Annotated in this window: 35 protein-coding genes and 1 other annotated feature; of the genes, 29 read left to right on the top strand and 6 right to left on the bottom strand. The window is 51.3% G+C overall.

Features of this window, described 5'->3' with window-relative positions; genetic code table 11:
• Positions 1 to 12 precede the first annotated feature (12 nt).
• The 23 genes from rplP to L362_RS06605 all read left to right on the top strand — a co-directional run bounded on the left by rplP (position 13) and on the right by L362_RS06605 (position 10,741).
• Positions 13 to 423, top strand: coding sequence for a 50S ribosomal protein L16 (gene rplP / locus L362_RS06505; protein WP_002919759.1), 411 nt, complete (start codon positions 13 to 15; stop codon positions 421 to 423).
• Positions 423 to 614, top strand: a complete 192-nt coding sequence (rpmC, locus tag L362_RS06510; RefSeq protein ID WP_003863282.1) for a 50S ribosomal protein L29 — start codon at positions 423 to 425, stop codon at positions 612 to 614. The genes rplP and rpmC overlap by 1 nt, the downstream gene beginning before the upstream one ends.
• Entirely contained in the window at positions 614 to 868 is a 255-nt protein-coding gene (rpsQ, locus tag L362_RS06515) for a 30S ribosomal protein S17 (protein WP_008503489.1), read from the top strand. The genes rpmC and rpsQ overlap by 1 nt, the downstream gene beginning before the upstream one ends.
• 166 nt (positions 869 to 1,034) lie before the next feature.
• The gene (rplN, locus tag L362_RS06520) at positions 1,035 to 1,406 is read left to right on the top strand and encodes a 50S ribosomal protein L14 (protein WP_002919748.1); all 372 of its coding nucleotides are present in this window, start codon (positions 1,035 to 1,037) and stop codon (positions 1,404 to 1,406) included.
• A gap of 10 nt (positions 1,407 to 1,416) precedes the next feature.
• Positions 1,417 to 1,731, top strand: coding sequence for a 50S ribosomal protein L24 (gene rplX / locus L362_RS06525; protein WP_003863287.1), 315 nt, complete (start codon positions 1,417 to 1,419; stop codon positions 1,729 to 1,731).
• A 14-nt stretch (positions 1,732 to 1,745) separates the two neighbouring features.
• On the top strand, positions 1,746 to 2,285 hold the full coding sequence (gene rplE / locus L362_RS06530; RefSeq protein WP_001096202.1) for a 50S ribosomal protein L5: 540 nt from the start codon (positions 1,746 to 1,748) through the stop codon (positions 2,283 to 2,285).
• 14 nt (positions 2,286 to 2,299) lie between these two features.
• Complete coding sequence (rpsN, locus tag L362_RS06535) at positions 2,300 to 2,605, top strand: 30S ribosomal protein S14 (protein WP_003863291.1); 306 nt, start codon at positions 2,300 to 2,302, stop codon at positions 2,603 to 2,605.
• Positions 2,606 to 2,635: 30 nt separating this feature from the next.
• On the top strand, positions 2,636 to 3,028 hold the full coding sequence (rpsH, locus tag L362_RS06540) for a 30S ribosomal protein S8 (protein WP_006178918.1): 393 nt from the start codon (positions 2,636 to 2,638) through the stop codon (positions 3,026 to 3,028).
• Between the two features lie 12 nt (positions 3,029 to 3,040).
• Positions 3,041 to 3,574: a 50S ribosomal protein L6 gene (gene rplF / locus L362_RS06545; RefSeq protein ID WP_003863296.1), complete on the top strand. Its 534-nt coding sequence runs from the start codon at positions 3,041 to 3,043 to the stop codon at positions 3,572 to 3,574.
• Between the two features lie 9 nt (positions 3,575 to 3,583).
• Positions 3,584 to 3,937, top strand: a complete 354-nt coding sequence (gene rplR / locus L362_RS06550) for a 50S ribosomal protein L18 (protein WP_003863297.1) — start codon at positions 3,584 to 3,586, stop codon at positions 3,935 to 3,937.
• A gap of 14 nt (positions 3,938 to 3,951) precedes the next feature.
• A complete protein-coding gene (rpsE, locus tag L362_RS06555; protein WP_003863299.1) occupies positions 3,952 to 4,452 on the top strand; it encodes a 30S ribosomal protein S5 in 501 nt (166 codons plus the stop codon).
• 6 nt (positions 4,453 to 4,458) lie between these two features.
• Positions 4,459 to 4,638: a 50S ribosomal protein L30 gene (rpmD, locus tag L362_RS06560; protein ID WP_003863301.1), complete on the top strand. Its 180-nt coding sequence runs from the start codon at positions 4,459 to 4,461 to the stop codon at positions 4,636 to 4,638.
• A 3-nt stretch (positions 4,639 to 4,641) separates the two neighbouring features.
• Positions 4,642 to 5,076, top strand: a complete 435-nt coding sequence (rplO, locus tag L362_RS06565; protein WP_003863304.1) for a 50S ribosomal protein L15 — start codon at positions 4,642 to 4,644, stop codon at positions 5,074 to 5,076.
• A gap of 7 nt (positions 5,077 to 5,083) precedes the next feature.
• Positions 5,084 to 6,415 carry a preprotein translocase subunit SecY gene (gene secY, locus L362_RS06570; protein WP_003863305.1) on the top strand — a complete coding sequence of 444 codons (1,332 nt, stop codon included), beginning with the start codon at positions 5,084 to 5,086 and terminating at the stop codon, positions 6,413 to 6,415.
• Positions 6,416 to 6,446: 31 nt separating this feature from the next.
• On the top strand, positions 6,447 to 6,563 hold the full coding sequence (gene rpmJ, locus L362_RS0123145; protein WP_000868187.1) for a 50S ribosomal protein L36: 117 nt from the start codon (positions 6,447 to 6,449) through the stop codon (positions 6,561 to 6,563).
• A 146-nt stretch (positions 6,564 to 6,709) separates the two neighbouring features.
• Complete coding sequence (gene rpsM, locus L362_RS06575) at positions 6,710 to 7,066, top strand: 30S ribosomal protein S13 (RefSeq protein WP_008503488.1); 357 nt, start codon at positions 6,710 to 6,712, stop codon at positions 7,064 to 7,066.
• Positions 7,067 to 7,082: 16 nt separating this feature from the next.
• Positions 7,083 to 7,472, top strand: coding sequence for a 30S ribosomal protein S11 (gene rpsK, locus L362_RS0123140; RefSeq protein WP_003863312.1), 390 nt, complete (start codon positions 7,083 to 7,085; stop codon positions 7,470 to 7,472).
• Positions 7,473 to 7,504: 32 nt separating this feature from the next.
• Complete coding sequence (gene rpsD, locus L362_RS06580) at positions 7,505 to 8,125, top strand: 30S ribosomal protein S4 (RefSeq protein WP_004868345.1); 621 nt, start codon at positions 7,505 to 7,507, stop codon at positions 8,123 to 8,125.
• Positions 8,126 to 8,150: 25 nt separating this feature from the next.
• Complete coding sequence (gene rpoA / locus L362_RS06585) at positions 8,151 to 9,140, top strand: DNA-directed RNA polymerase subunit alpha (protein ID WP_002919219.1); 990 nt, start codon at positions 8,151 to 8,153, stop codon at positions 9,138 to 9,140.
• A gap of 40 nt (positions 9,141 to 9,180) precedes the next feature.
• A complete protein-coding gene (rplQ, locus tag L362_RS06590; protein WP_001216368.1) occupies positions 9,181 to 9,564 on the top strand; it encodes a 50S ribosomal protein L17 in 384 nt (127 codons plus the stop codon).
• A 107-nt stretch (positions 9,565 to 9,671) separates the two neighbouring features.
• On the top strand, positions 9,672 to 10,040 hold the full coding sequence (locus L362_RS06595) for a DnaJ family domain-containing protein (RefSeq protein ID WP_021242971.1): 369 nt from the start codon (positions 9,672 to 9,674) through the stop codon (positions 10,038 to 10,040).
• 2 nt (positions 10,041 to 10,042) lie between these two features.
• On the top strand, positions 10,043 to 10,468 hold the full coding sequence (zntR, locus tag L362_RS06600) for a Zn(2+)-responsive transcriptional regulator (RefSeq protein WP_021242972.1): 426 nt from the start codon (positions 10,043 to 10,045) through the stop codon (positions 10,466 to 10,468).
• A gap of 57 nt (positions 10,469 to 10,525) precedes the next feature.
• Positions 10,526 to 10,741, top strand: a complete 216-nt coding sequence (locus L362_RS06605; protein ID WP_023345012.1) for an alternative ribosome-rescue factor A — start codon at positions 10,526 to 10,528, stop codon at positions 10,739 to 10,741.
• On the opposite strand, the gene mscL is transcribed toward L362_RS06605, so the two are convergent.
• From mscL to def, 5 genes are all read right to left on the bottom strand, one after another.
• Positions 10,742 to 11,152: a large-conductance mechanosensitive channel protein MscL gene (gene mscL, locus L362_RS06610; protein ID WP_008503483.1), complete on the bottom strand. Its 411-nt coding sequence runs from the start codon at positions 11,150 to 11,152 to the stop codon at positions 10,742 to 10,744.
• Positions 11,153 to 11,298: 146 nt separating this feature from the next.
• On the bottom strand, positions 11,299 to 12,675 hold the full coding sequence (trkA, locus tag L362_RS06615) for a Trk system potassium transporter TrkA (RefSeq protein WP_008503482.1): 1,377 nt from the start codon (positions 12,673 to 12,675) through the stop codon (positions 11,299 to 11,301).
• A 22-nt stretch (positions 12,676 to 12,697) separates the two neighbouring features.
• Positions 12,698 to 13,984: a 16S rRNA (cytosine(967)-C(5))-methyltransferase RsmB gene (gene rsmB, locus L362_RS06620; protein ID WP_032638044.1), complete on the bottom strand. Its 1,287-nt coding sequence runs from the start codon at positions 13,982 to 13,984 to the stop codon at positions 12,698 to 12,700.
• 52 nt (positions 13,985 to 14,036) lie between these two features.
• A complete protein-coding gene (gene fmt, locus L362_RS06625) occupies positions 14,037 to 14,984 on the bottom strand; it encodes a methionyl-tRNA formyltransferase (RefSeq protein WP_008503480.1) in 948 nt (315 codons plus the stop codon).
• A gap of 25 nt (positions 14,985 to 15,009) precedes the next feature.
• Positions 15,010 to 15,519, bottom strand: a complete 510-nt coding sequence (gene def / locus L362_RS06630) for a peptide deformylase (RefSeq protein ID WP_008503479.1) — start codon at positions 15,517 to 15,519, stop codon at positions 15,010 to 15,012.
• A 127-nt stretch (positions 15,520 to 15,646) separates the two neighbouring features.
• On the opposite strand from def, the gene dprA reads away from it, so the two are divergent.
• From dprA to L362_RS06660, 6 genes are read left to right on the top strand one after another with little or no spacing between them, the layout of a single operon-like run.
• The gene (gene dprA / locus L362_RS06635; RefSeq protein ID WP_032638043.1) at positions 15,647 to 16,771 is read left to right on the top strand and encodes a DNA-protecting protein DprA; all 1,125 of its coding nucleotides are present in this window, start codon (positions 15,647 to 15,649) and stop codon (positions 16,769 to 16,771) included.
• Positions 16,743 to 17,216: a DUF494 family protein Smg gene (smg, locus tag L362_RS06640; RefSeq protein WP_008503477.1), complete on the top strand. Its 474-nt coding sequence runs from the start codon at positions 16,743 to 16,745 to the stop codon at positions 17,214 to 17,216. The genes dprA and smg overlap by 29 nt, the downstream gene beginning before the upstream one ends.
• 26 nt (positions 17,217 to 17,242) lie before the next feature.
• The gene (locus tag L362_RS06645; RefSeq protein ID WP_023345009.1) at positions 17,243 to 17,797 is read left to right on the top strand and encodes a DNA topoisomerase family protein; all 555 of its coding nucleotides are present in this window, start codon (positions 17,243 to 17,245) and stop codon (positions 17,795 to 17,797) included.
• The gene (gene tsaC, locus L362_RS06650) at positions 17,790 to 18,362 is read left to right on the top strand and encodes an L-threonylcarbamoyladenylate synthase type 1 TsaC (protein WP_008503475.1); all 573 of its coding nucleotides are present in this window, start codon (positions 17,790 to 17,792) and stop codon (positions 18,360 to 18,362) included. Before L362_RS06645 ends, tsaC begins: the two co-directional genes overlap by 8 nt.
• Positions 18,363 to 18,366: 4 nt before the next feature.
• Positions 18,367 to 19,185 (top strand): shikimate dehydrogenase, encoded by an 819-nt coding sequence (gene aroE / locus L362_RS06655; protein ID WP_023345008.1) that lies wholly within the window; start codon positions 18,367 to 18,369, stop codon positions 19,183 to 19,185.
• The gene (locus L362_RS06660) at positions 19,182 to 19,430 is read left to right on the top strand and encodes a DUF1488 family protein (RefSeq protein ID WP_023345007.1); all 249 of its coding nucleotides are present in this window, start codon (positions 19,182 to 19,184) and stop codon (positions 19,428 to 19,430) included. The genes aroE and L362_RS06660 overlap by 4 nt, the downstream gene beginning before the upstream one ends.
• On the opposite strand, the gene L362_RS06665 is transcribed toward L362_RS06660, so the two are convergent.
• Positions 19,406 to 19,960 carry a gamma carbonic anhydrase family protein gene (locus tag L362_RS06665; protein WP_008503472.1) on the bottom strand — a complete coding sequence of 185 codons (555 nt, stop codon included), beginning with the start codon at positions 19,958 to 19,960 and terminating at the stop codon, positions 19,406 to 19,408. The two genes, L362_RS06660 and L362_RS06665, sit on opposite strands and share 25 nt — an antisense overlap.
• A 479-nt stretch (positions 19,961 to 20,439) precedes the next feature.
• Positions 20,440 to 20,985: a sequence feature (16S ribosomal RNA rRNA prediction is too short), on the top strand.
• Positions 20,986 to 21,112: the final 127 nt, after the last annotated feature.

Here is a 21,112-nt window from a genome sequence, read left to right as displayed (position 1 = left end):
GGAGCGTCGCTGATGTTACAACCAAAGCGTACAAAATTCCGTAAAGTGCACAAAGGCCGCAACCGTGGTCTGGCGCAGGGTACGGATGTTAGCTTCGGCACTTTCGGTCTGAAAGCTGTTGGCCGTGGTCGTCTGACTGCACGTCAGATCGAAGCAGCACGTCGTGCAATGACCCGTGCAGTTAAGCGTCAAGGTAAGATCTGGATCCGTGTATTCCCGGACAAACCGATCACCGAGAAGCCGCTGGAAGTTCGTATGGGTAAAGGTAAAGGTAACGTGGAGTACTGGGTTGCCTTGATCCAACCGGGCAAAGTCCTGTATGAAATGGACGGTGTTCCGGAAGAGCTGGCCCGTGAAGCCTTCGGCCTGGCAGCAGCGAAACTGCCTATCAAAACCACCTTTGTAACTAAGACGGTGATGTAATGAAAGCAAAAGAGCTGCGTGAAAAAAGCGTTGAAGAGCTGAACGCTGAGCTGCTGAACCTGCTGCGTGAGCAGTTCAACCTGCGTATGCAGGCTGCAAGTGGCCAGCTGCAACAGACTCACCTGCTGAAGCAAGTGCGTCGCAATGTTGCACGCGTTAAGACTTTACTGACTCAGAAGGCGGGTGCGTAATGACCGATAAAATCCGTACTCTGCAAGGTCGTGTTGTTAGCGACAAAATGGAGAAATCCATTGTTGTAGCTATCGAACGTATTGTGAAACACCCGATCTACGGTAAATTCATCAAGCGTACGACCAAACTGCACGTACATGACGAGAACAACGAATGTGGTATCGGCGACAAGGTTGAAATCCGTGAATGCCGTCCACTGTCCAAGACTAAGTCCTGGACGCTGGTTCGCGTTGTAGAGAAAGCGGTTCTGTAATACAGTACGCCTTCTCAATACGAATAAACGGCTCAGCGATGAGCCGTTTATTTTTTCTACCCATATTGCAGAAGCGGTGTTATAATGCCGCGCCCTCGATATGGGGCTTTTTAACGGCTCTGATTTTAGAGTCTCAGGTAGTAGTTGACATTAGCGGAGCACTAAAATGATCCAAGAACAGACTATGCTGAACGTCGCCGACAACTCCGGTGCACGTCGCGTAATGTGTATCAAGGTTCTGGGTGGCTCGCACCGTCGCTACGCAGGCGTAGGCGACATCATCAAGATCACCATCAAAGAAGCAATTCCACGTGGTAAGGTCAAAAAAGGTGATGTGCTGAAGGCGGTAGTGGTGCGCACCAAGAAGGGTGTTCGTCGCCCTGACGGTTCTGTCATTCGCTTCGATGGTAATGCATGCGTTATTTTAAACAATAACAGCGAGCAGCCTATCGGCACGCGTATCTTTGGGCCGGTAACTCGTGAACTTCGTACTGAGAAGTTCATGAAAATTATCTCTCTGGCACCAGAAGTACTCTAAGGAGCGAATCATGGCAGCGAAAATCCGTCGTGATGACGAAGTTATCGTGTTAACCGGTAAAGATAAAGGTAAACGCGGTAAAGTAAAAAATGTTCTGTCTTCCGGCAAACTTGTCGTTGAAGGTATCAACCTGGTTAAGAAACATCAGAAGCCGGTTCCGGCCCTGAACCAACCAGGTGGCATCGTTGAAAAAGAAGCTGCTATTCAGGTTTCTAACGTTGCAATCTTCAATGCGGCTACCGGCAAGGCTGACCGTGTAGGCTTTAGATTCGAAGACGGTAAAAAAGTCCGTTTCTTCAAGTCTAACAGCGAAACTATCAAGTAATTTGGAGTAGTACGATGGCGAAACTGCATGATTACTACAAAGACGAAGTAGTTAAGAAACTCATGACCGAGTTTAACTACAATTCTGTCATGCAAGTCCCTCGGGTCGAGAAGATCACCCTGAACATGGGTGTTGGTGAAGCGATCGCTGACAAGAAACTGCTGGATAACGCAGCAGCTGACCTGACAGCAATCTCCGGTCAAAAACCGCTGATCACCAAAGCACGCAAATCTGTTGCAGGCTTCAAAATCCGTCAGGGCTATCCGATCGGCTGTAAAGTAACTCTGCGTGGCGAACGCATGTGGGAGTTCTTTGAGCGCCTGATCACTATTGCTGTTCCACGTATCCGTGACTTCCGTGGCTTGTCCGCTAAGTCTTTCGACGGTCGTGGTAACTACAGCATGGGTGTCCGTGAGCAGATCATCTTCCCAGAAATCGACTACGATAAAGTCGACCGCGTGCGTGGTTTGGATATTACCATTACCACTACTGCGAAATCTGACGAAGAAGGCCGTGCTCTGCTGGCTGCCTTTGACTTCCCGTTCCGCAAGTAAGGTAGGGTTACTGAATGGCTAAGCAATCAATGAAAGCACGCGAAGTAAAGCGCGTAGCTTTAGCTGATAAATTCTTCGCTAAACGCGCTGAACTGAAAGCGATCATTTCTGATGTGAACGCTTCCGACGAAGATCGTTGGAATGCGGTTCTCAAGCTGCAGTCTCTGCCGCGTGATTCCAGCCCGTCTCGTCAGCGTAACCGCTGTCGTCAAACAGGTCGTCCACATGGTTATGTGGGCAAGTTTGGGTTGAGCCGTATCAAACTGCGTGAAGCCGCCATGCGCGGTGAAGTGCCAGGCTTGAAAAAGGCTAGCTGGTAATTACCAATTGAATCACGGGAGTAAAGACAGATGAGCATGCAAGATCCGATCGCGGATATGCTGACCCGTATCCGTAACGGTCAGGCCGCGAACAAAGTTGCGGTCACCATGCCTTCCGCCAAGCTGAAAGTGGCAATTGCCAACGTGCTGAAGGAAGAAGGTTTTATCGAAGATTTTAAAGTTGAAGGCGACACCAAGCCGGAACTGGAACTTACTCTCAAGTATTTCCAGGGTAAAGCTGTTGTAGAAAGCATTCAGCGTGTCAGCCGCCCAGGCCTGCGCATCTATAAGAAAAAAGATGAGCTGCCAAAAGTTATGGCTGGTCTTGGTATCGCAGTTGTTTCTACCTCTAAAGGTGTTATGACTGATCGTGCAGCGCGCCAGGCTGGTCTTGGTGGCGAAATTATCTGCTACGTAGCCTAATCGGAGGAAAGAATGTCTCGTGTTGCTAAAGCACCGGTCGTTATTCCTGCCGGCGTTGATGTAAAAATCGACGGTCAGGTTATTACGATCAAAGGTAAAAACGGCGAGCTGACTCGTACCCTCAACAAAGCTGTTGAAGTTAAACATGCAGATAACGCTCTGACCTTCGGTCCACGTGATGGTTTCGTGGATGGTTGGGCTCAGGCTGGTACCGCGCGTGCCCTGCTGAACTCAATGGTTGTTGGTGTTACCGAAGGCTTCACTAAAAAGCTTCAGCTGGTTGGTGTAGGTTATCGTGCAGCTATCAAAGGGAATGCAGTAGGCCTGTCTCTGGGCTTCTCACACCCTGTTGAGCATCCGCTGCCGGCCGGTATCACTGCAGAATGCCCGACTCAGACTGAAATCGTGCTGAAAGGCGCTGATAAACAGCTGATCGGTCAGGTTGCAGCAGATCTGCGCGCCTACCGTCGTCCTGAGCCTTACAAAGGCAAGGGTGTTCGTTACGCCGACGAAGTCGTGCGTACCAAAGAGGCTAAGAAGAAGTAAGGTAACACTATGGATAAGAAATCTGCTCGTATCCGTCGTGCGACCCGCGCACGCCGCAAGCTCAAAGAGCTGGGTGCAACTCGCCTGGTGGTACATCGTACCCCGCGTCATATTTACGCACAGGTAATTGCACCGAACGGTTCTGAAGTTCTGGTAGCTGCTTCTACTGTAGAAAAAGCTATCTCAGAACAATTGAAGTACACCGGTAACAAAGACGCCGCTGCAGCTGTAGGTAAAGCTGTTGCTGAACGCGCTCTGGAAAAAGGCATCAGCAATGTTTCCTTTGACCGTTCCGGGTTCCAATATCATGGTCGTGTCCAGGCACTGGCAGATGCTGCCCGTGAAGCTGGCCTTCAGTTCTAAGGTAGAGGTGTAAGATGGCTCACATCGAAAAACAGGCTGGCGAACTGCAGGAAAAGCTGATCGCGGTAAACCGCGTATCTAAAACCGTTAAAGGTGGTCGTATTTTCTCCTTCACAGCTCTGACTGTAGTAGGCGATGGTAACGGTCGCGTTGGTTTTGGTTACGGTAAAGCGCGTGAAGTTCCAGCAGCGATCCAGAAAGCGATGGAAAAAGCCCGTCGCAACATGATTAACGTCGCGCTGAACAACGGCACCCTGCAGCACCCAGTTAAAGGTGTTCACACGGGTTCTCGTGTATTCATGCAGCCAGCTTCAGAAGGTACCGGTATCATCGCCGGTGGTGCAATGCGCGCCGTTCTGGAAGTTGCTGGGGTTCATAACGTTCTGGCTAAAGCATATGGTTCCACCAACCCGATCAACGTGGTTCGTGCAACTATTGATGGCCTGGAAAATATGAATTCTCCAGAAATGGTCGCTGCCAAGCGTGGTAAATCCGTTGAAGAAATTCTGGGGTAATTGACCATGGCAAAGACTATTAAAATCACTCAAACCCGCAGTGCAATCGGTCGTCTGCCGAAACACAAGGCAACGCTGCTTGGCCTGGGTCTGCGTCGTATTGGTCATACCGTTGAGCGCGAGGATACTCCTGCTGTTCGTGGTATGGTCAACGCGGTTTACTTCATGGTTAAAGTTGAGGAGTAAGAGATGCGTTTAAATACTCTGTCTCCGGCCGAAGGCTCTAAAAAGGCGGGTAAACGCCTGGGTCGTGGTATCGGTTCTGGCCTCGGCAAAACCGGTGGTCGTGGTCACAAAGGTCAGAACTCTCGTTCTGGCGGTGGCGTACGTCGCGGTTTCGAGGGTGGCCAGATGCCACTGTACCGTCGTCTGCCGAAGTTCGGCTTCACCTCTCGCAAAGCAGCGATCACGGCGGAAATCCGTCTGTCTGACCTGGCGAAAGTTGAAGGCGGCGTTGTAGACCTGAACACGCTGAAAGCAGCAAACATTATCGGTATCCAGATCGAGTTCGCGAAAGTGATCCTGGCTGGTGAAGTTTCTACTCCGGTAACTGTTCGTGGCCTGCGTGTTACTAAAGGTGCTCGTGCTGCTATCGAAGCTGCTGGCGGTAAAATTGAGGAATAAGTAGCAGATGGCTAAGCAACCGGGATTAGATTTTCAAAGTGCCAAAGGTGGATTTGGCGAGCTGAAACGCAGACTGCTGTTTGTTATCGGCGCGCTGATTGTGTTCCGTATTGGCTCTTTTATTCCGATCCCTGGTATCGATGCCGCTGTACTTGCCAAACTGCTTGAGCAACAGCGAGGCACCATCATTGAAATGTTCAACATGTTCTCTGGTGGTGCTCTCAGCCGTGCTTCTATCTTCGCACTGGGTATTATGCCGTACATTTCGGCATCGATTATTATCCAGCTGCTGACGGTCGTTCATCCGGCCCTGGCAGAGTTGAAGAAAGAAGGGGAGTCTGGACGTCGTAAGATTAGTCAGTACACCCGTTACGGTACTCTGGTGCTGGCAATATTCCAGTCGATCGGTATTGCTACCGGTCTTCCGAATATGCCTGGTATGCAGGGCCTGGTGTTAAACCCGGGCTTTGCATTCTACTTCACCGCTGTTGTAAGTCTGGTCACAGGGACAATGTTCCTGATGTGGCTCGGCGAACAGATTACTGAGCGTGGTATCGGTAACGGTATCTCAATCATTATCTTCGCCGGTATTGTTGCGGGCCTCCCGCCAGCCATCGCCCACACTATCGAGCAAGCGCGTCAAGGCGACCTGCACTTCCTCCTGTTGCTGTTGGTTGCAGTATTAGTATTTGCAGTGACGTTCTTTGTTGTCTTCGTTGAACGTGGTCAACGCCGCATTGTGGTGAACTACGCTAAGCGTCAGCAAGGTCGTCGTGTCTATGCTGCACAGAGCACACATTTACCGCTGAAAGTGAACATGGCGGGGGTTATCCCGGCTATCTTCGCTTCCAGTATTATTCTGTTCCCGGCAACCATCGCGTCATGGTTCGGGGGCGGTACTGGTTGGAACTGGCTGACAACAATTTCGCTGTATTTGCAGCCTGGGCAACCACTTTATGTGTTACTCTATGCGTCTGCGATCATCTTCTTCTGTTTCTTCTACACGGCGTTGGTCTTCAACCCGCGTGAAACAGCAGATAACCTGAAGAAGTCCGGTGCATTTGTACCAGGAATTCGTCCGGGAGAGCAAACGGCGAAGTATATCGATAAAGTAATGACCCGCCTGACTTTGGTTGGTGCGCTCTATATTACTTTTATCTGCCTGATCCCGGAGTTCATGCGTGATGCAATGAAAGTACCGTTCTACTTCGGTGGGACCTCACTGCTTATCGTTGTTGTCGTGATTATGGACTTTATGGCTCAAGTGCAAACTCTGATGATGTCCAGTCAGTATGAGTCTGCATTGAAGAAGGCGAACCTGAAAGGCTACGGCCGCTAATTGGTCGCCTGAGAAGTTACGGAGAGTAAAAATGAAAGTTCGTGCTTCCGTCAAGAAATTATGCCGTAACTGCAAAATCGTTAAGCGTGATGGTGTCATCCGTGTGATTTGCAGTGCCGAGCCGAAGCATAAACAGCGCCAAGGCTGATTATTTCGCATATTTTTCTTGCAAAGTTGGGTTGAGCTGGCTAGATTAGCCAGCCAATCTTTTGTATGTCTGTACGTTTCCATTTGAGTATCCTGAAAACGGGCTTTTCAGCATGGTGCGTACATATTAAATAGTAGGAGTGCATAGTGGCCCGTATAGCAGGCATTAACATTCCTGATCAGAAACATGCTGTGATCGCATTAACTTCGATCTACGGCATCGGCAAGACCCGTTCTAAAGCCATTCTGGCTGCAGCGGGTATCGCTGAAGATGTTAAGATCAGTGAGCTGTCTGAAGAACAAATCGACACGCTGCGTGACGAAGTTGCCAAATTTGTCGTTGAAGGTGATCTGCGCCGTGAAATCAGCATGAGCATCAAGCGCCTGATGGATCTTGGTTGCTATCGCGGTTTGCGTCATCGTCGTGGTCTGCCAGTGCGCGGTCAGCGTACTAAGACCAACGCACGTACCCGTAAGGGTCCGCGCAAACCGATCAAGAAATAATCGGGGTGATTGAATAATGGCAAAGGCACCAGTTCGTGCACGTAAACGTGTAAGAAAACAAGTCTCTGACGGCGTGGCTCATATCCATGCTTCTTTCAACAACACCATCGTTACTATTACTGATCGTCAGGGTAACGCATTGGGTTGGGCAACAGCCGGTGGTTCCGGTTTCCGTGGTTCTCGCAAATCCACTCCGTTCGCAGCTCAGGTTGCAGCAGAGCGTTGCGCTGAAGCCGTAAAAGAATACGGCATCAAGAATCTGGAAGTTATGGTTAAAGGTCCGGGTCCGGGTCGTGAATCTACTGTTCGCGCTCTGAACGCCGCTGGTTTCCGCATCACTAATATTACTGATGTGACTCCGATCCCTCATAACGGTTGTCGTCCGCCGAAAAAACGTCGCGTATAACGCTCGTTTTTTAGGTTAGTTGGAGATAGAAAATGGCAAGATATTTGGGTCCTAAGCTCAAGCTGAGCCGTCGTGAGGGCACCGACTTATTCCTTAAGTCTGGCGTTCGCGCGATCGATACCAAGTGTAAAATTGAACAAGCTCCTGGCCAGCACGGTGCGCGTAAACCGCGTCTGTCTGACTATGGTGTGCAGTTGCGTGAAAAGCAAAAAGTTCGCCGTATGTACGGTGTGCTGGAGCGTCAGTTCCGTAACTACTATAAAGAAGCAGCACGTCTGAAAGGCAACACAGGTGAAAACCTGCTGGCTCTGCTGGAAGGTCGTCTGGACAACGTTGTATACCGTATGGGCTTCGGCGCTACTCGTGCTGAATCACGTCAGCTGGTTAGCCACAAAGCAATCATGGTAAACGGTCGTGTTGTTAACATCGCTTCTTATCAGGTTAAAGCGAATGACGTTGTTAGCATTCGTGAGAAAGCGAAAAAGCAATCTCGCGTGAAGGCCGCTCTGGAGCTGGCTGAGCAGCGTGAAAAGCCAACCTGGCTGGAAGTTGATGCTGGCAAGATGGAAGGTACGTTCAAGCGTCAGCCAGAACGTTCTGATCTGTCTGCGGACATTAACGAACACCTGATCGTCGAGCTTTACTCCAAGTAAAGCTTAGTACCAAAGAGAGGACACAATGCAGGGTTCTGTGACAGAGTTTCTAAAACCGCGCCTGGTAGATATCGAGCAAGTGAGTTCGACGCACGCCAAGGTGACCCTTGAGCCTTTAGAGCGTGGCTTTGGCCATACTCTGGGTAACGCACTGCGCCGTATTCTGCTCTCATCGATGCCGGGTTGCGCGGTGACCGAGGTTGAGATTGATGGTGTACTTCATGAGTACAGCACCAAAGAAGGCGTTCAGGAAGATATCCTTGAAATCCTGCTCAACCTGAAAGGGCTGGCGGTGAGAGTTCAGGGTAAAGATGAAGTTATTCTTACTCTGAATAAATCTGGCATTGGCCCTGTGACTGCAGCCGACATCACCCACGACGGTGATGTTGAAATCGTCAAGCCGCAGCACGTGATCTGCCACCTGACCGATGAGAACGCAGCTATTAGCATGCGTATCAAAGTTCAGCGCGGTCGTGGTTATGTGCCGGCTTCTGCCCGAATTCATTCGGAAGAAGATGAGCGCCCAATCGGCCGTCTGCTGGTCGACGCATGCTACAGCCCTGTAGAGCGTATTGCCTACAATGTTGAAGCAGCGCGTGTAGAACAGCGTACCGACCTGGACAAGCTGGTCATCGAAATGGAAACCAACGGCACAATCGATCCTGAAGAGGCGATTCGTCGTGCGGCAACCATCCTGGCAGAACAACTGGAAGCTTTCGTTGACTTACGTGATGTTCGTCAGCCGGAAGTGAAAGAAGAGAAACCAGAATTCGATCCGATCCTGCTGCGCCCTGTTGACGATCTCGAATTGACTGTCCGCTCTGCTAACTGCCTCAAGGCAGAAGCTATCCACTATATCGGTGATCTGGTACAGCGTACCGAGGTTGAGTTGCTGAAAACGCCGAACCTGGGTAAAAAATCTCTTACCGAGATTAAAGACGTGCTGGCTTCACGTGGTCTGTCTCTGGGCATGCGCCTGGAAAACTGGCCACCGGCAAGCATTGCTGACGAGTAACCGGATCACAGGTTAAGGTTTTACTGAGAAGGATAAGGTCATGCGCCATCGTAAGAGTGGTCGTCAACTGAACCGCAACAGCAGCCATCGCCAGGCTATGTTCCGCAACATGGCAGGTTCACTGGTTCGTCATGAGATCATCAAGACGACCCTGCCTAAAGCGAAAGAGCTGCGTCGCGTAGTTGAGCCGCTGATTACTCTTGCCAAGACTGACAGCGTTGCTAATCGTCGTCTGGCATTCGCCCGTACTCGTGATAACGAGATCGTGGCAAAACTGTTTAACGAACTGGGCCCGCGTTTCGCGAGCCGTGCCGGTGGTTACACTCGCATTCTGAAGTGTGGCTTCCGTGCAGGCGACAACGCGCCGATGGCTTACATCGAGCTGGTTGATCGTTCAGAGAAAGCAGAAGCTGCTGCAGAGTAATCTGCAGTAACGTAAAAAAACCCGCTCCGGCGGGTTTTTTTATATCCGCGATATCCCCACTTCTCTACAATATCTGTATCAATTCTGTTCATCCTCTGGAGCGGGTAATGTGGCTGCTTGACCAGTGGGCAGAACGCCATATTCGTGATGCCCAAAAAAAAGGTGAATTCGACGATCTTCCGGGACGCGGCGAACCCCTTATGCTTGACGATGACTCGCATATTGCGCCTGAATTACGCGCGGGATACCGTTTACTAAAGAATGCAGGCTGTCTCCCTCCTGAGCTCGAACAGCGCAGAGAGGCTGTTGAACTTGTCGATCTGCTAAAAGGGATCCGTCAGGACGATCCGCGACATTCTGAACTTAGCCGCCGTCTCGCCGTGCTTGAACTTAAACTGCGTCAGGCAGGAATGAACACTGATTTTCTGCACGGTGAATACGGTGAACGCTTGTTGCGGAAAATAAACGAGGAGTAGTTATGTACCGTATCGGTGAACTTGCGAAGCTCGCGAACGTCACACCGGATACCATCCGATATTACGAAAAGCAGCAGATGATCGATCATGAAGTTCGTACTGAAGGTGGTTTTCGACTTTATACCGATAACGATCTGCAGCGCCTGCGGTTTATTCGTTATGCGCGTCAGCTTGGTTTCACATTAGACTCGATCCGCGAGTTATTATCGATCCGCATCGATCCGGCACATCACACCTGTCAGGAGTCGAAAAGCATTGTGCAGGCCCGGTTGGATGAAGTTGAAGCACGCATTCAGGAATTGCAAACCATGCAGCGCTCTCTGCAAAGGCTGAATGATGCTTGTTGTGGCACGGCCCACAGCAGTATTTATTGTTCTATTCTGGAAGCCCTTGAACAGGGGGCCAGTGGGGAAACCGAGGACTGTTGATTTTTAGTCCAACCGGGTCTAGACTCCCGTCGACATAAACCATGCTCAGGAGAATTTATGAGCCGCTATCAGCACACGAAAGGACAGATTAAAGACAATGCCATTGAGGCACTACTTCATGACCCGCTATTCAGACAGCGCGTTGAGAAGAAAAAAAAGGGGAAAGGAAGTTATCTGCGTAAAGACAAGCATGCAAAACGGGGTAACTTGGAGGCCAGTGGCAAACAAGCGAATCGCTTATTTACCACTGGCCTTCCTGCTTTCAGCTTCTGATTAAACGCGCTTGTTCTGCTCTTTTAACAGATCGCGAATCTCACTCAGCAGCACTTCTTCTTTTGTCGGTGCAGGCGCTGCTGCCGGCTCTTCTTTTTTACGGTTGAGTTTATTGATCAGCTTGATAGCCATAAAAATGGCAAACGCTACAATCACGAAATCAAATACGTTCTGAATAAATACACCGTAGTGCATCACGACTGCCGGCACATCACCCTGTGCTTCACGCAGCGTGAAAGCGAACTGTTTGAAATCAATGCCCCCGATCAGCAACCCTAAAGGTGGCATGATAATGTCGGCCACTAATGATGAAACAATCTTGCCGAATGCTGCACCAATAATGACACCCACTGCCAAATCCACCACGTTTCCGCGCATCGCAAATTCGCGAAATTCTTTAATAAAACTCATTTTGTTCTCCTTGTGCCAGCTGACGACTATAAGTTTAACAAATGATTAGCTAATTGCCATTCGTGATAATTAAACGTTATGCAAAATAAAAGGCACAGAAATGAGAAGGATAAAGAGCGGGTACCCCATTGAGAGCACCCGACAAATTAAAGGAAGAATGGGCTTGGCTGGAATAAACGTTCGACGTCGGTAATAAACTTTTTATCGGTAAGGAACATAATAACGTGATCGCCTTGCTCAATGCGCAAATTATCATTGGCAATCATGACATCATTCCCGCGCACGACAGCACCAATAATGGTGCCCGGTGGCAGCTTAATTTCGTCTATCGAACGGCCCACGACGCGTGATGTAGTTTCATCTCCGTGCGCTACGGCTTCAATGGCTTCCGCTACCCCGCGACGAAGCGATGATACCCCAACAATATCCGCTTTACGCACATGGCTCAGTAACGCGGAAATTGTCGCCTGCTGCGGCGAAATGGCAATATCAATGACGCTGCCCTGAACCAGATCAACATAGGCCTTGCGCTGGATAAGCACCATGACCTTCTTTGCCCCCATACGTTTCGCGAGCATGGCGGACATTATATTCGCTTCGTCGTCGTTGGTGACGGCAATAAAAAGATCAACTTGATCAATATGCTCTTCAGCCAGCAACTCCTGATCTGACGCATCGCCATAAAATACGATCGTATTTTGCAGTTTTTCCGCCAGTTCAGCCGCTCGCTGCTGATCGCGTTCGATCAATTTTACGCTGTAATCTTTTTCAAGCCGGTGTGCCAGACCGGCACCAATATTGCCGCCGCCGACCAGCATAATGCGTTTATAGGGTTTTTCGAGACGCTGAAGTTCACTCATCACCGCACGAATATGCTGTGAAGCCGCAATAAAGAAGACTTCGTCCCCGGCTTCGACAATCGTAGAGCCCTGCGGGCGGATAGGTCTGTCGTGGCGGAAAATAGCCGCGACGCGCGTATCAATATGCGGCATATGCTCGCGCATGGTGGACAACGCGTTGCCAATCAACGGGCCGCCGTAATAGGCCTTAACGACGGCCAGGCTCACTTTACCTTCGGCAAAGTTCACCACCTGCAGGGCGCCCGGATATTCGATCAGACGGTAGATATTGTCGATCACCAGCTGTTCTGGCGCGATAAGATGGTCAATAGGAACTGCTTCTGAATTAAACAGTTTCTCAGCATCGCGGACATAGTCCGGAGAGCGGATGCGCGCGATTCGGTTTGGCGTGTTAAAAAGCGAGTAGGCCACCTGGCAGGCCACCATATTGGTTTCGTCAGAACTGGTCACCGCAACCAGCATGTCGGCATCGTCAGCGCCCGCCTCACGAAGGACGCGGGGGTGCGAACCATGACCCTGCACAACGCGCAGGTCAAATTTGTCCTGTAAAACACGCAGGCGATCGCCGTTTGTATCCACTATGGTGATATCGTTGTTTTCGCCAACCAGATTTTCCGCCAGGGTTCCACCAACCTGTCCTGCGCCCAGAATGATAATCTTCATCTCTCGTGACCTGTTCTCAACATCACTCTTTGATTAGCTTAGCGTAAAAGAAGCCATCACCCTCTTCTGCACCCGGCAGATTCTGCTCACCCGGGCATTCAGGCGTTCCCGTATCGTGCAGCGCCGCGTCCGGGGTTCGTTTAAGGAAGGCCGCGATTTGCTGACTGTTTTCTTCCGGCAGTACTGAACAGGTTGCATAGACCAGCGTGCCGCCGGGTTTGAGATGCGGCCAGATGGCGTCAAGGATGTCGGATTGCAGTTGGGCAAGCTCACTAATATCACGATCGCGACGCAGCCACTTGATATCCGGATGACGACGAATCACGCCAGTTGCAGAGCAGGGGGCATCCAGCAAAATGCGATCGAATTGTGCTTCGCCACACCATTCTGCGGGTTTGCGTCCATCGCCTTGCTTAACCTGTGCCTTCATGCCCAGGCGCTTGAGGTTGTCGTAGACGCGTGAAAGACGCTGCTCATCAACGTCCACTGCCATCACGCTGGCCTGTGGAGCCACTTCAAGAATATGCGTCGTTTTGCCTCCTGGTGCGGCGCAGAGATCGAGGATCTGCTCACCGTTTTGGGGTTCAAGCCAGGTCATGCAACCCTGAGCAGAAGCATCCTGTACCGTTACCCAACCCTCTTCAAAGCCGGGTAATGCATGTACCGGTGCAGGCGATGCTAAGCGCACGGCATCAGGGTATGCGTCATGGGTGAAGCCGCTCATTCCAGCTTCTTCGAGTAATGCCAGCCATGCGTCACGGGTGTGGTGATTACGATTCACGCGTAACCACATTGGCGGACGCTGGTTGTTGGCATCGGCAACGTCTTGCCACTGCTGCGGATAAGCTTTTTTCAGGCGCTTCAACAGCCAGTCCGGATGCAGGAAGCGCGCTTCGTTTTGGGCAAATTCAGCCAGAAGCTCATCCTGCTGTCGCTGGAACTGACGCAATACGCCGTTGATCAGCCCTTTCAGCTGAGGACGTTTAATCGCAACGGCACCTTCCACCGTCTCTGCCAGCGCGGCATGAGGTGGGATGCGGGTATGAAGAAGCTGATAAAAACCCACCATAATTAAATAATGTACGGTGCGCTGCTTGCCCGTCATTGGGCGGGACATCAGCTTGTTAATCAACCACTCAAGCTGAGAGAGTGTGCGCAGGACGCCAAAGCAGAGCTCCTGAAGCAGGGCTTTATCTTTATCAGAGACTTTTTGCTGCAGGGGAGGCAGGACGTTGCTCAGTGACTGGCCCTGCTCGATAACCTGCTCGACGGCCTGGGCCGCCATGCTGCGTAGATTTTGTTTTTTCATAACCGTAAAAATAAAAATGCCCGGAAACACCGGGCCTTAAGAATAAATTTGCTCAGGCAAGGCGATTGCCAGGGATAAACCATTCACGACGGGAATTTAGTAGATCCTGAGCACTCATGGCTTTTTTACCGGCCGGTTGGAGCGATTCAAGATTCAAAATCCCTTGCGCAGTCGCCACCTGGATGCCGTTCTTGCTGGCATCAATAATCGTACCGGGTTCCGCCGTAGTCGCACCGCTAATGACGGAGGCTTTCCAGACTTTTACTGGCTGCTCATCAATTTCCAACCAGCTCATCGGCCACGGATTAAAAGCGCGAATGCAACGTTCAAGTTGAGCGGCTGACAGGGACCAGTCGATCCGCGCTTCTTCTTTGCTCAGCTTTTCGGCGTAGGTTACCAGCGCGTCGTCCTGAACTTCTGGTTTTGCCGTATTGTCAGCAAGCTGCTGAAGCGTCTCGATGAGCCCTTGTGGGCCAAGCTCTGCCAGTTTGTCATACAGCGTGGCGCTGGTATCGTCTGACGTAATGGGGCAGGCCAGTTTATAGAGCATGTCGCCGGTGTCTAAACCTACGTCCATCTTCATGATGGTAACGCCCGTTTCGGCATCACCCGCCCACAGCGCGCGCTGGATAGGTGCTGCACCACGCCAGCGTGGGAGCAGGGACCCATGCACGTTGATGCAACCCAGACGCGGCATATCAAGCACGGCTTTTGGCAGAATTAAACCGTAAGCCACCACCACCATTACGTCGGCATTCAGGTCAGCAACCAGCTGCTGATTTTCCTGCGGGCGCAGCGATGCGGGCTGAAAAACAGGAAGCCCATGCTCTTCTGCCAGCACCTTGACCGGGCTCGGCATCAGTTTTTTGCCGCGACCAGCAGGACGATCCGGCTGGGTAAAGACGCCAACAACCTGGTGACCAGACGATAACAGCGCGTCAAGATGACGCGCTGCAAAATCAGGGGTTCCCGCGAAGATAATACGTAGTGATTTAGACACGATGATCCTTGTATCCGGTGGGACGTTATGCGCGAGAACGCAAACGATCCAGTTTCTCTACTTTCTGACGAATACGCTGCTGTTTCAGCGGCGAGAGATAATCGATAAACAGTTTACCGACCAGGTGATCCATCTCATGCTGAATACAAATCGCCAGCAGATCGTCTGCCTCCAGTTCGAACGGATTACCGTCACGATCCAGAGCGCGAATTTTCACTTTCTCAGCACGCGGCACTAACGCACGCTGTTCTGGAATAGACAGACAGCCTTCCTCAATACCGGTTTCGCCACTCTTTTCAAGCAGCTCTGGGTTGATCAGCACCAGACGGCCATCGCGATTCTCAGAAACGTCGATCACGATAATACGCTTGTGAATGTCCACCTGCGTTGCCGCCAGGCCAATGCCTTCTTCGGCGTACATGGTATCGAACATATCATCAACGATACGCTGGATTTCTGCATTCACTTCTTTAACCGGTTCAGCGACGATGCGAAGGCGCTCGTCCGGAATATGTAATACTTGCAAAACTGCCATAAATTTCCAGAGTCGTGTTCAGGAGTTGATAAGAATACTCCCTCTATTCTAGACAAATCCCCCATCGATTGACAGCATCAGTGACCAATCGCAATGATTGCGGAGACCGCTTATGGCAGGGGAAAGGATGACATCTACCGAGATTTGGCTACGGCTCATGCACACAGGTTCTTTGTGTGGTGATGTCATGGTGGAAGCGGCTGCACGACTGCAGAGGCAGGAAGGCATCGACACGCTTGTCTTACGAAATGCTGGGCTGACAGCAAAGCAGGCTGAACGGTTCGTTGCGCTCAATGAGAGTGAGCTGGAACGTAGCCTGATATGGCTTGAGCAGCCGGGTCATCATTTATTAACGGCTAACCATCCCCTTTATCCCCCTTTGCTCCGCACGATCCCTGATTATCCCGGAGCATTATTCATAAAAGGTAACCCTGAGACGCTTAATACCGTTCAGCTGGCGGTGGTAGGCAGTCGTGCGCCGTCATGGTACGGCGAGCGGTGGGGGAAAATCCTGTGCGAACAACTTTCACAAAGTGGTTTCACGATCACCAGCGGGCTGGCCTGTGGTATTGATGGCGTTGCCCACAGCGCGGCGCTGTCAGTAAAAGGACGAAGTGTCACGGTGCTGGGAAACGGTCTTTTTAGTATTTATCCACGTCGGCATCAGGCATTGGCGATGCGGCTTATTGAGTCTGACGGCGCGATAGTGTCTGAGTTTCCGCTTTCCGCGCAGCCCCGACCGGCAAACTTTCCGCGTCGTAATCGCATCATCAGCGGCCTTAGCAAAGGCGTGCTGGTCGTTGAAGCCGCGCGGCGAAGCGGTTCGCTGGTCACGGCACGGTGCGCGCTCGAACAGGGGCGAGAAGTCTTCGCCTTGCCAGGCCCGATAGGTAATCCCGGATGCGAGGGACCGCACTGGCTGATTAAGCAGGGGGCAACACCGGTAACGGAAGTCGCGGACATTCTTGAAAATTTGCAATATGGGCTGCAATGGCTGCAGGAAGATCCCGAAAAGCGACAATATTCATCAGATCAGGGAAAGGTGGCATTGCCATTTCCCAAGCTCCTGGCTAACGTAGGAGATGAGGTAACACCTGTTGACGTTGTCGCTGAACGTGCCGGCCAACCTGTGCCAGTAACGGTAGCACAGCTACTCGAACTGGAGTTAGCAGGGTGGATCGCAGCTGTACCCGGCGGCTATGTCCGATTAAGGAGGGCATGCCATGTTCGACGTACTGATGTATTTGTTTGAGACTTACATCCATAACGAAGCAGAAATGCGAGTGGATCAGGACAAGTTGACACAGGATCTTACCGATGCGGGATTTGAGCGGGAAGATATCTACAATGCGTTGATGTGGCTGGAAAAACTGGCTGATTATCAGGAAGGCCTTGCCGAACCGATGCAGCTTGCTTCTGACCCATTGTCAGTACGCATTTATACCGCTGAAGAGTGTGAACGGCTGGACGCCAGCTGCCGGGGATTCATTTTATTCCTTGAGCAGATTCAGGTGCTAAACCTCGAAACGAGAGAAATGGTGATAGAGCGCGTCATGGCGCTGGATACCGCAGAATTTGAACTGGAAGATCTCAAATGGGTGATCCTGATGGTTCTGTTTAATATCCCGGGCTGTGAAAATGCCTATCAGCAAATGGAAGAATTACTCTTTGAAGTGAATGAAGGTATGCTGCACTAATTCAATGTGCAGCACCAAGAGTTGTTATGGCCAAATCAGCACTATTCACGGTGCATAAAAACGAGCCCTGCCCGCATTGCGGGGCTGAACTTGTTATTCGGTCCGGGAAACACGGCCCGTTTCTCGGTTGTTCTCACTATCCGGAATGCGATTATGTTCGTCCTCTGAAAAGCCAGGCGGATGGACATATCGTTAAAATTCTGGAGGGACAGCTTTGTCCTCTTTGCGGTGGCGAACTCGCGCTACGCCAGGGGCGTTTCGGCATGTTTATTGGATGTAGCCGCTACCCGGAATGTGAACATACGGAACAAATTGATAAGCCAGATGAAACGGCGATTGCGTGTCCTCAGTGTCAGCGCGGTCAGCTGGTACAGCGCCGTTCCCGTTATGGTAAGACCTTCCATTCGTGCGATCGCTACCCTGACTGCCAGTTCGTTATCAATTTTAAGCCGGTAGCGGGAATCTGCCCTCATTGCAATTATCCGCTACTGATAGAGAAGAAAACCGCGCAAGGCATGAAACGCTTCTGCGCCAGTAAACAATGTGGAAAGCCGGTTACGGCGGATCAAAATAGTGAATAATAACCTGCCATCAGGCTCCATTGCGCATGCAGTGGACGTACTGAAAAATGAAGAAGTCATCGCCTATCCAACTGAAGCTGTTTTTGGGGTCGGTTGCGATCCTGACAGCGAAACGGCTGTGAGCCGTCTGCTTACTCTGAAACAAAGACCCGTCGAGAAAGGGCTTATTTTGATCGCTGCGAATTACGAGCAGCTTAAGCCCTATATTGATGACTCTATGCTAACCCCAGCACAGCGCGAGACAATCTTCTCCGCATGGCCTGGACCAGTAACCTTCGTCTTCCCGGCTCAGCCTACAACGCCGCGCTGGTTAACCGGACGCTTTGACTCCCTTGCCGTTCGCGTCACTGACCATCCGCTGGTGGTGGAGCTGTGCCTGGCATTTGGTAAACCACTGGTCTCAACCAGCGCCAACCTGACCGGGCAGCCGCCTTGTCGGACAACTGAAGAAGTGCTGGCGCAGTTCGGGAATGACTTTCCTGTCGCTGTCGGTGAAACGGGAGGGCGCCTGAATCCGTCTGAGATTCGCGACGCTTTGACCGGCGAACGTTTTCGCCAGGGGTAATCTCATGGAAACCTATGCTGTTTTTGGTAATCCGATTGCACACAGCAAGTCACCGTGGATTCATCAGCAATTCGCGGAGCAGCTGCAGATAGATCATCCCTATGGGCGCGTACTGGCGCCAGTGGATGCCTTTATCCCAACGCTGGAGGCCTTTTTCGCAGCGGGGGGCAAAGGCGCGAATGTGACGGTCCCGTTTAAAGAAGAAGCATTCGAACGTGCAGATGAGCTGACCGAGCGCGCTTCACTTGCAGGTGCAGTCAATACTCTAAAACGGCTTGAGGATGGACGCCTTCTGGGTGACAACACCGACGGGATTGGTCTACTCAGCGATCTGGAAAGACTCTCCTTTATCAAACCCGGATTCCGGGTTCTGCTGATTGGCGCGGGTGGTGCATCGAGGGGCGTTCTGTTGCCTCTGCTTTCCCTGGACTGTTCAGTGACCATTACTAACAGAACCTTTTCCCGGGCAGAAGCGCTGGCGGCGTTGTTTGCGCATACCGGCAGCGTGAGCGCGGTAGCGCTTGACGATCTTGCTGAACGTGAGTTCGATCTTGTCATTAATGCCACATCCAGCGGCATCAGTGGCGAGATCCCGGCGATCCCCGCTTCGCTGGTCAGTGCGCATATGTACTTCTATGACATGTTCTATCAGAAAGGTAAGACGCCTTTCCTGAATTGGTGTGAACAACACGGCGCGAAACAGTTAGCCGATGGGCTGGGAATGCTGGTGGGGCAGGCTGCGCATGCGGTACTGCTCTGGCACGGAGTGTTGCCTGCTGTCGAGCCGGTCATTGAAAAGCTAAAGCAGGAGCTTTCGGCGTGAATCAGGCTATTCATTTCCCGGACAGAGAGAGCTGGGATGAGCATAAGCAAGCGGTCTGTTTTCCTGTGCTGGTGCAGGGTATGCAGCTTACCTGTGCCATCCATGGAGAAACGCTGTTGCATCGTTTTGGCGGCACAGACCCGCTAGCGGTATTTTGCGAAAATCGCTGGGATCTGGAAGAGGAAGCCAGCGATTTAATCCGCGAACAGCAGGAAGACGATCAGGGCTGGGTTTGGCTATCCTGATCCAAATAGTCATTCTTCCATTTTACGTAGTTGTTCGCCGAGTATTTTAATCCTTCGATCTCTGCCTCCTTAAGGGGGCGGATCTGTTTTACCGGGCTTCCCAGATAGAGATAGCCGCTCTCCAGCCGTTTGTTCTGCGGGACCAGGCTACCGGCGCCAATCATCACGTCATCTTCTACTATGACGCCATCCAGTAAAATCGACCCCATGCCAACAAGTACGCGATTTCCGACAGTGCAGCCGTGAAGCATGACTTTATGGCCGACGGTAACATCTTCTCCAATAATGAGGGGATTGCCTTCCGGGTTATAGGACGATTTGTGCGTGACGTGCAGAACGCTACCGTCCTGAATATTGGTTCGCGCGCCAATAGACACATAGTTAACGTCTCCCCTGATGGCAACGAGTGGCCAGATACTAACGTCATCGGCCAGTCGGACATCACCAATGACCACACTACTGGCGTCGATCATCACGCGATCGCCTTGTTTGGGGAACAGATCTTTATAAGGACGTAATACTGCAGACATAACTACCTCTGAGAATGAGCGCTATACAGAAGACTTTGATCGTATTCGTCGATCGAGGCAAGGCAAAATACGTCAATATTTAAGCAGATCGGGCGGGATTTCAGCGAAAAGCGCGGAAAATCAGCAGTCGGAAAAAAAGATCTAAAAAATACTTGTGCTAAAAATTGGGATCCCTATAATGCGCCTCCATCGACACGGCGGATGTGAATCACTTCACAGACAACACGGTCGGTTGAAGAGAAAAAATCCTGAAATAACGGGTTGACTCTGAAAGAGGAAGGCGTAATATACGCCACCTCGCAACGGTGAGCGAAAGCCGCGTTGCACTGCTCTTTAACAATTTATCAGACAATCTGTGTGGGCACTCAAAGTGACATGGATTCTTAACGTCCTCGGACGAAAAATGAATACCAAGTCTCTGAGTGAACATACGTAATTCATTACGAAGTTTAATTCACGAGCATCAAACTTAAATTGAAGAGTTTGATCATGGCTCAGATTGAACGCTGGCGGCAGGCCTAACACATGCAAGTCGAGCGGTAACACAGGGAGCTTGCTCCTGGGTGACGAGCGGCGGACGGGTGAGTAATGTCTGGGAAACTGCCTGATGGAGGGGGATAACTACTGGAAACGGTAGCTAATACCGCATAACGTCGCAAGACCAAAGAGGGGGACCTTCGGGCCTCTTGCCATCAGATGTGCCCAGATGGGATTAGCTAGTAGGTGGGGTAACGGCTCACCTAGGCGACGATCCCTAGCTGGTCTGAGAGGATGACCAGCCACACTGGAACTGAGACACGGTCCAGACTCCTACGGGAGGCAGCAGTGGGGAATATTGCACAATGGGCGCAAGCCTGATGCAGCCATGCCGCGTGTATGAAGAAGGCCTTCGGGTTGTAAAGTACTTTCAGCGGGGAGGAAGGCGCTGAGGTTAATAACCTCAGCGATTGACGTTACCCGCAGAAGAAGCACCGGCTAACTCCGTGCCAGCAGCCGCGGTAATACGGAGGGTGCAAGCGTTAATCGGAATTACTGGGCGTAAAGCGCACGCAGGCGGTCTGTCAAGTCGGATGTGAAATCCCCGGGCTCAACCTGGGAACTGCATTCGAAACTGGCAGGCTAGAGTCTTGTAGAGGGGGGTAGAATTCCAGG

This window comes from Enterobacter sp. MGH 16 (genome assembly GCF_000493175.1).
Classification (GTDB): domain Bacteria; phylum Pseudomonadota; class Gammaproteobacteria; order Enterobacterales; family Enterobacteriaceae; genus Enterobacter; species Enterobacter roggenkampii.
The sequence above is the reverse complement of the archived record's forward strand: the minus strand, read 5'-3'. Positions and strand labels throughout refer to the sequence as shown.

What these genes read in the sequence shown, in the direction of transcription:
- rplP (WP_002919759.1), top strand. Translation starts at nt 13, where the DNA reads ATGTTACAACCAAAGCGTACAAAATTCCGTAAAGTGCACAAAGGCCGC.
- rpmC (WP_003863282.1), top strand. Translation starts at nt 423, where the DNA reads ATGAAAGCAAAAGAGCTGCGTGAAAAAAGCGTTGAAGAGCTGAACGCT.
- rpsQ (WP_008503489.1), top strand. Translation starts at nt 614, where the DNA reads ATGACCGATAAAATCCGTACTCTGCAAGGTCGTGTTGTTAGCGACAAA.
- rplN (WP_002919748.1), top strand. Translation starts at nt 1,035, where the DNA reads ATGATCCAAGAACAGACTATGCTGAACGTCGCCGACAACTCCGGTGCA.
- rplX (WP_003863287.1), top strand. Translation starts at nt 1,417, where the DNA reads ATGGCAGCGAAAATCCGTCGTGATGACGAAGTTATCGTGTTAACCGGT.
- rplE (WP_001096202.1), top strand. Translation starts at nt 1,746, where the DNA reads ATGGCGAAACTGCATGATTACTACAAAGACGAAGTAGTTAAGAAACTC.
- rpsN (WP_003863291.1), top strand. Translation starts at nt 2,300, where the DNA reads ATGGCTAAGCAATCAATGAAAGCACGCGAAGTAAAGCGCGTAGCTTTA.
- rpsH (WP_006178918.1), top strand. Translation starts at nt 2,636, where the DNA reads ATGAGCATGCAAGATCCGATCGCGGATATGCTGACCCGTATCCGTAAC.
- rplF (WP_003863296.1), top strand. Translation starts at nt 3,041, where the DNA reads ATGTCTCGTGTTGCTAAAGCACCGGTCGTTATTCCTGCCGGCGTTGAT.
- rplR (WP_003863297.1), top strand. Translation starts at nt 3,584, where the DNA reads ATGGATAAGAAATCTGCTCGTATCCGTCGTGCGACCCGCGCACGCCGC.
- rpsE (WP_003863299.1), top strand. Translation starts at nt 3,952, where the DNA reads ATGGCTCACATCGAAAAACAGGCTGGCGAACTGCAGGAAAAGCTGATC.
- rpmD (WP_003863301.1), top strand. Translation starts at nt 4,459, where the DNA reads ATGGCAAAGACTATTAAAATCACTCAAACCCGCAGTGCAATCGGTCGT.
- rplO (WP_003863304.1), top strand. Translation starts at nt 4,642, where the DNA reads ATGCGTTTAAATACTCTGTCTCCGGCCGAAGGCTCTAAAAAGGCGGGT.
- secY (WP_003863305.1), top strand. Translation starts at nt 5,084, where the DNA reads ATGGCTAAGCAACCGGGATTAGATTTTCAAAGTGCCAAAGGTGGATTT.
- rpmJ (WP_000868187.1), top strand. Translation starts at nt 6,447, where the DNA reads ATGAAAGTTCGTGCTTCCGTCAAGAAATTATGCCGTAACTGCAAAATC.
- rpsK (WP_003863312.1), top strand. Translation starts at nt 7,083, where the DNA reads ATGGCAAAGGCACCAGTTCGTGCACGTAAACGTGTAAGAAAACAAGTC.
- rpsD (WP_004868345.1), top strand. Translation starts at nt 7,505, where the DNA reads ATGGCAAGATATTTGGGTCCTAAGCTCAAGCTGAGCCGTCGTGAGGGC.
- rpoA (WP_002919219.1), top strand. Translation starts at nt 8,151, where the DNA reads ATGCAGGGTTCTGTGACAGAGTTTCTAAAACCGCGCCTGGTAGATATC.
- rplQ (WP_001216368.1), top strand. Translation starts at nt 9,181, where the DNA reads ATGCGCCATCGTAAGAGTGGTCGTCAACTGAACCGCAACAGCAGCCAT.
- L362_RS06595 (WP_021242971.1), top strand. Translation starts at nt 9,672, where the DNA reads ATGTGGCTGCTTGACCAGTGGGCAGAACGCCATATTCGTGATGCCCAA.
- zntR (WP_021242972.1), top strand. Translation starts at nt 10,043, where the DNA reads ATGTACCGTATCGGTGAACTTGCGAAGCTCGCGAACGTCACACCGGAT.
- L362_RS06605 (WP_023345012.1), top strand. Translation starts at nt 10,526, where the DNA reads ATGAGCCGCTATCAGCACACGAAAGGACAGATTAAAGACAATGCCATT.
- mscL (WP_008503483.1), bottom strand. Translation starts at nt 11,152, where the DNA reads ATGAGTTTTATTAAAGAATTTCGCGAATTTGCGATGCGCGGAAACGTG.
- trkA (WP_008503482.1), bottom strand. Translation starts at nt 12,675, where the DNA reads ATGAAGATTATCATTCTGGGCGCAGGACAGGTTGGTGGAACCCTGGCG.
- rsmB (WP_032638044.1), bottom strand. Translation starts at nt 13,984, where the DNA reads ATGAAAAAACAAAATCTACGCAGCATGGCGGCCCAGGCCGTCGAGCAG.
- def (WP_008503479.1), bottom strand. Translation starts at nt 15,519, where the DNA reads ATGGCAGTTTTGCAAGTATTACATATTCCGGACGAGCGCCTTCGCATC.
- dprA (WP_032638043.1), top strand. Translation starts at nt 15,647, where the DNA reads ATGACATCTACCGAGATTTGGCTACGGCTCATGCACACAGGTTCTTTG.
- smg (WP_008503477.1), top strand. Translation starts at nt 16,743, where the DNA reads ATGTTCGACGTACTGATGTATTTGTTTGAGACTTACATCCATAACGAA.
- L362_RS06645 (WP_023345009.1), top strand. Translation starts at nt 17,243, where the DNA reads ATGGCCAAATCAGCACTATTCACGGTGCATAAAAACGAGCCCTGCCCG.
- aroE (WP_023345008.1), top strand. Translation starts at nt 18,367, where the DNA reads ATGGAAACCTATGCTGTTTTTGGTAATCCGATTGCACACAGCAAGTCA.
- L362_RS06665 (WP_008503472.1), bottom strand. Translation starts at nt 19,960, where the DNA reads ATGTCTGCAGTATTACGTCCTTATAAAGATCTGTTCCCCAAACAAGGC.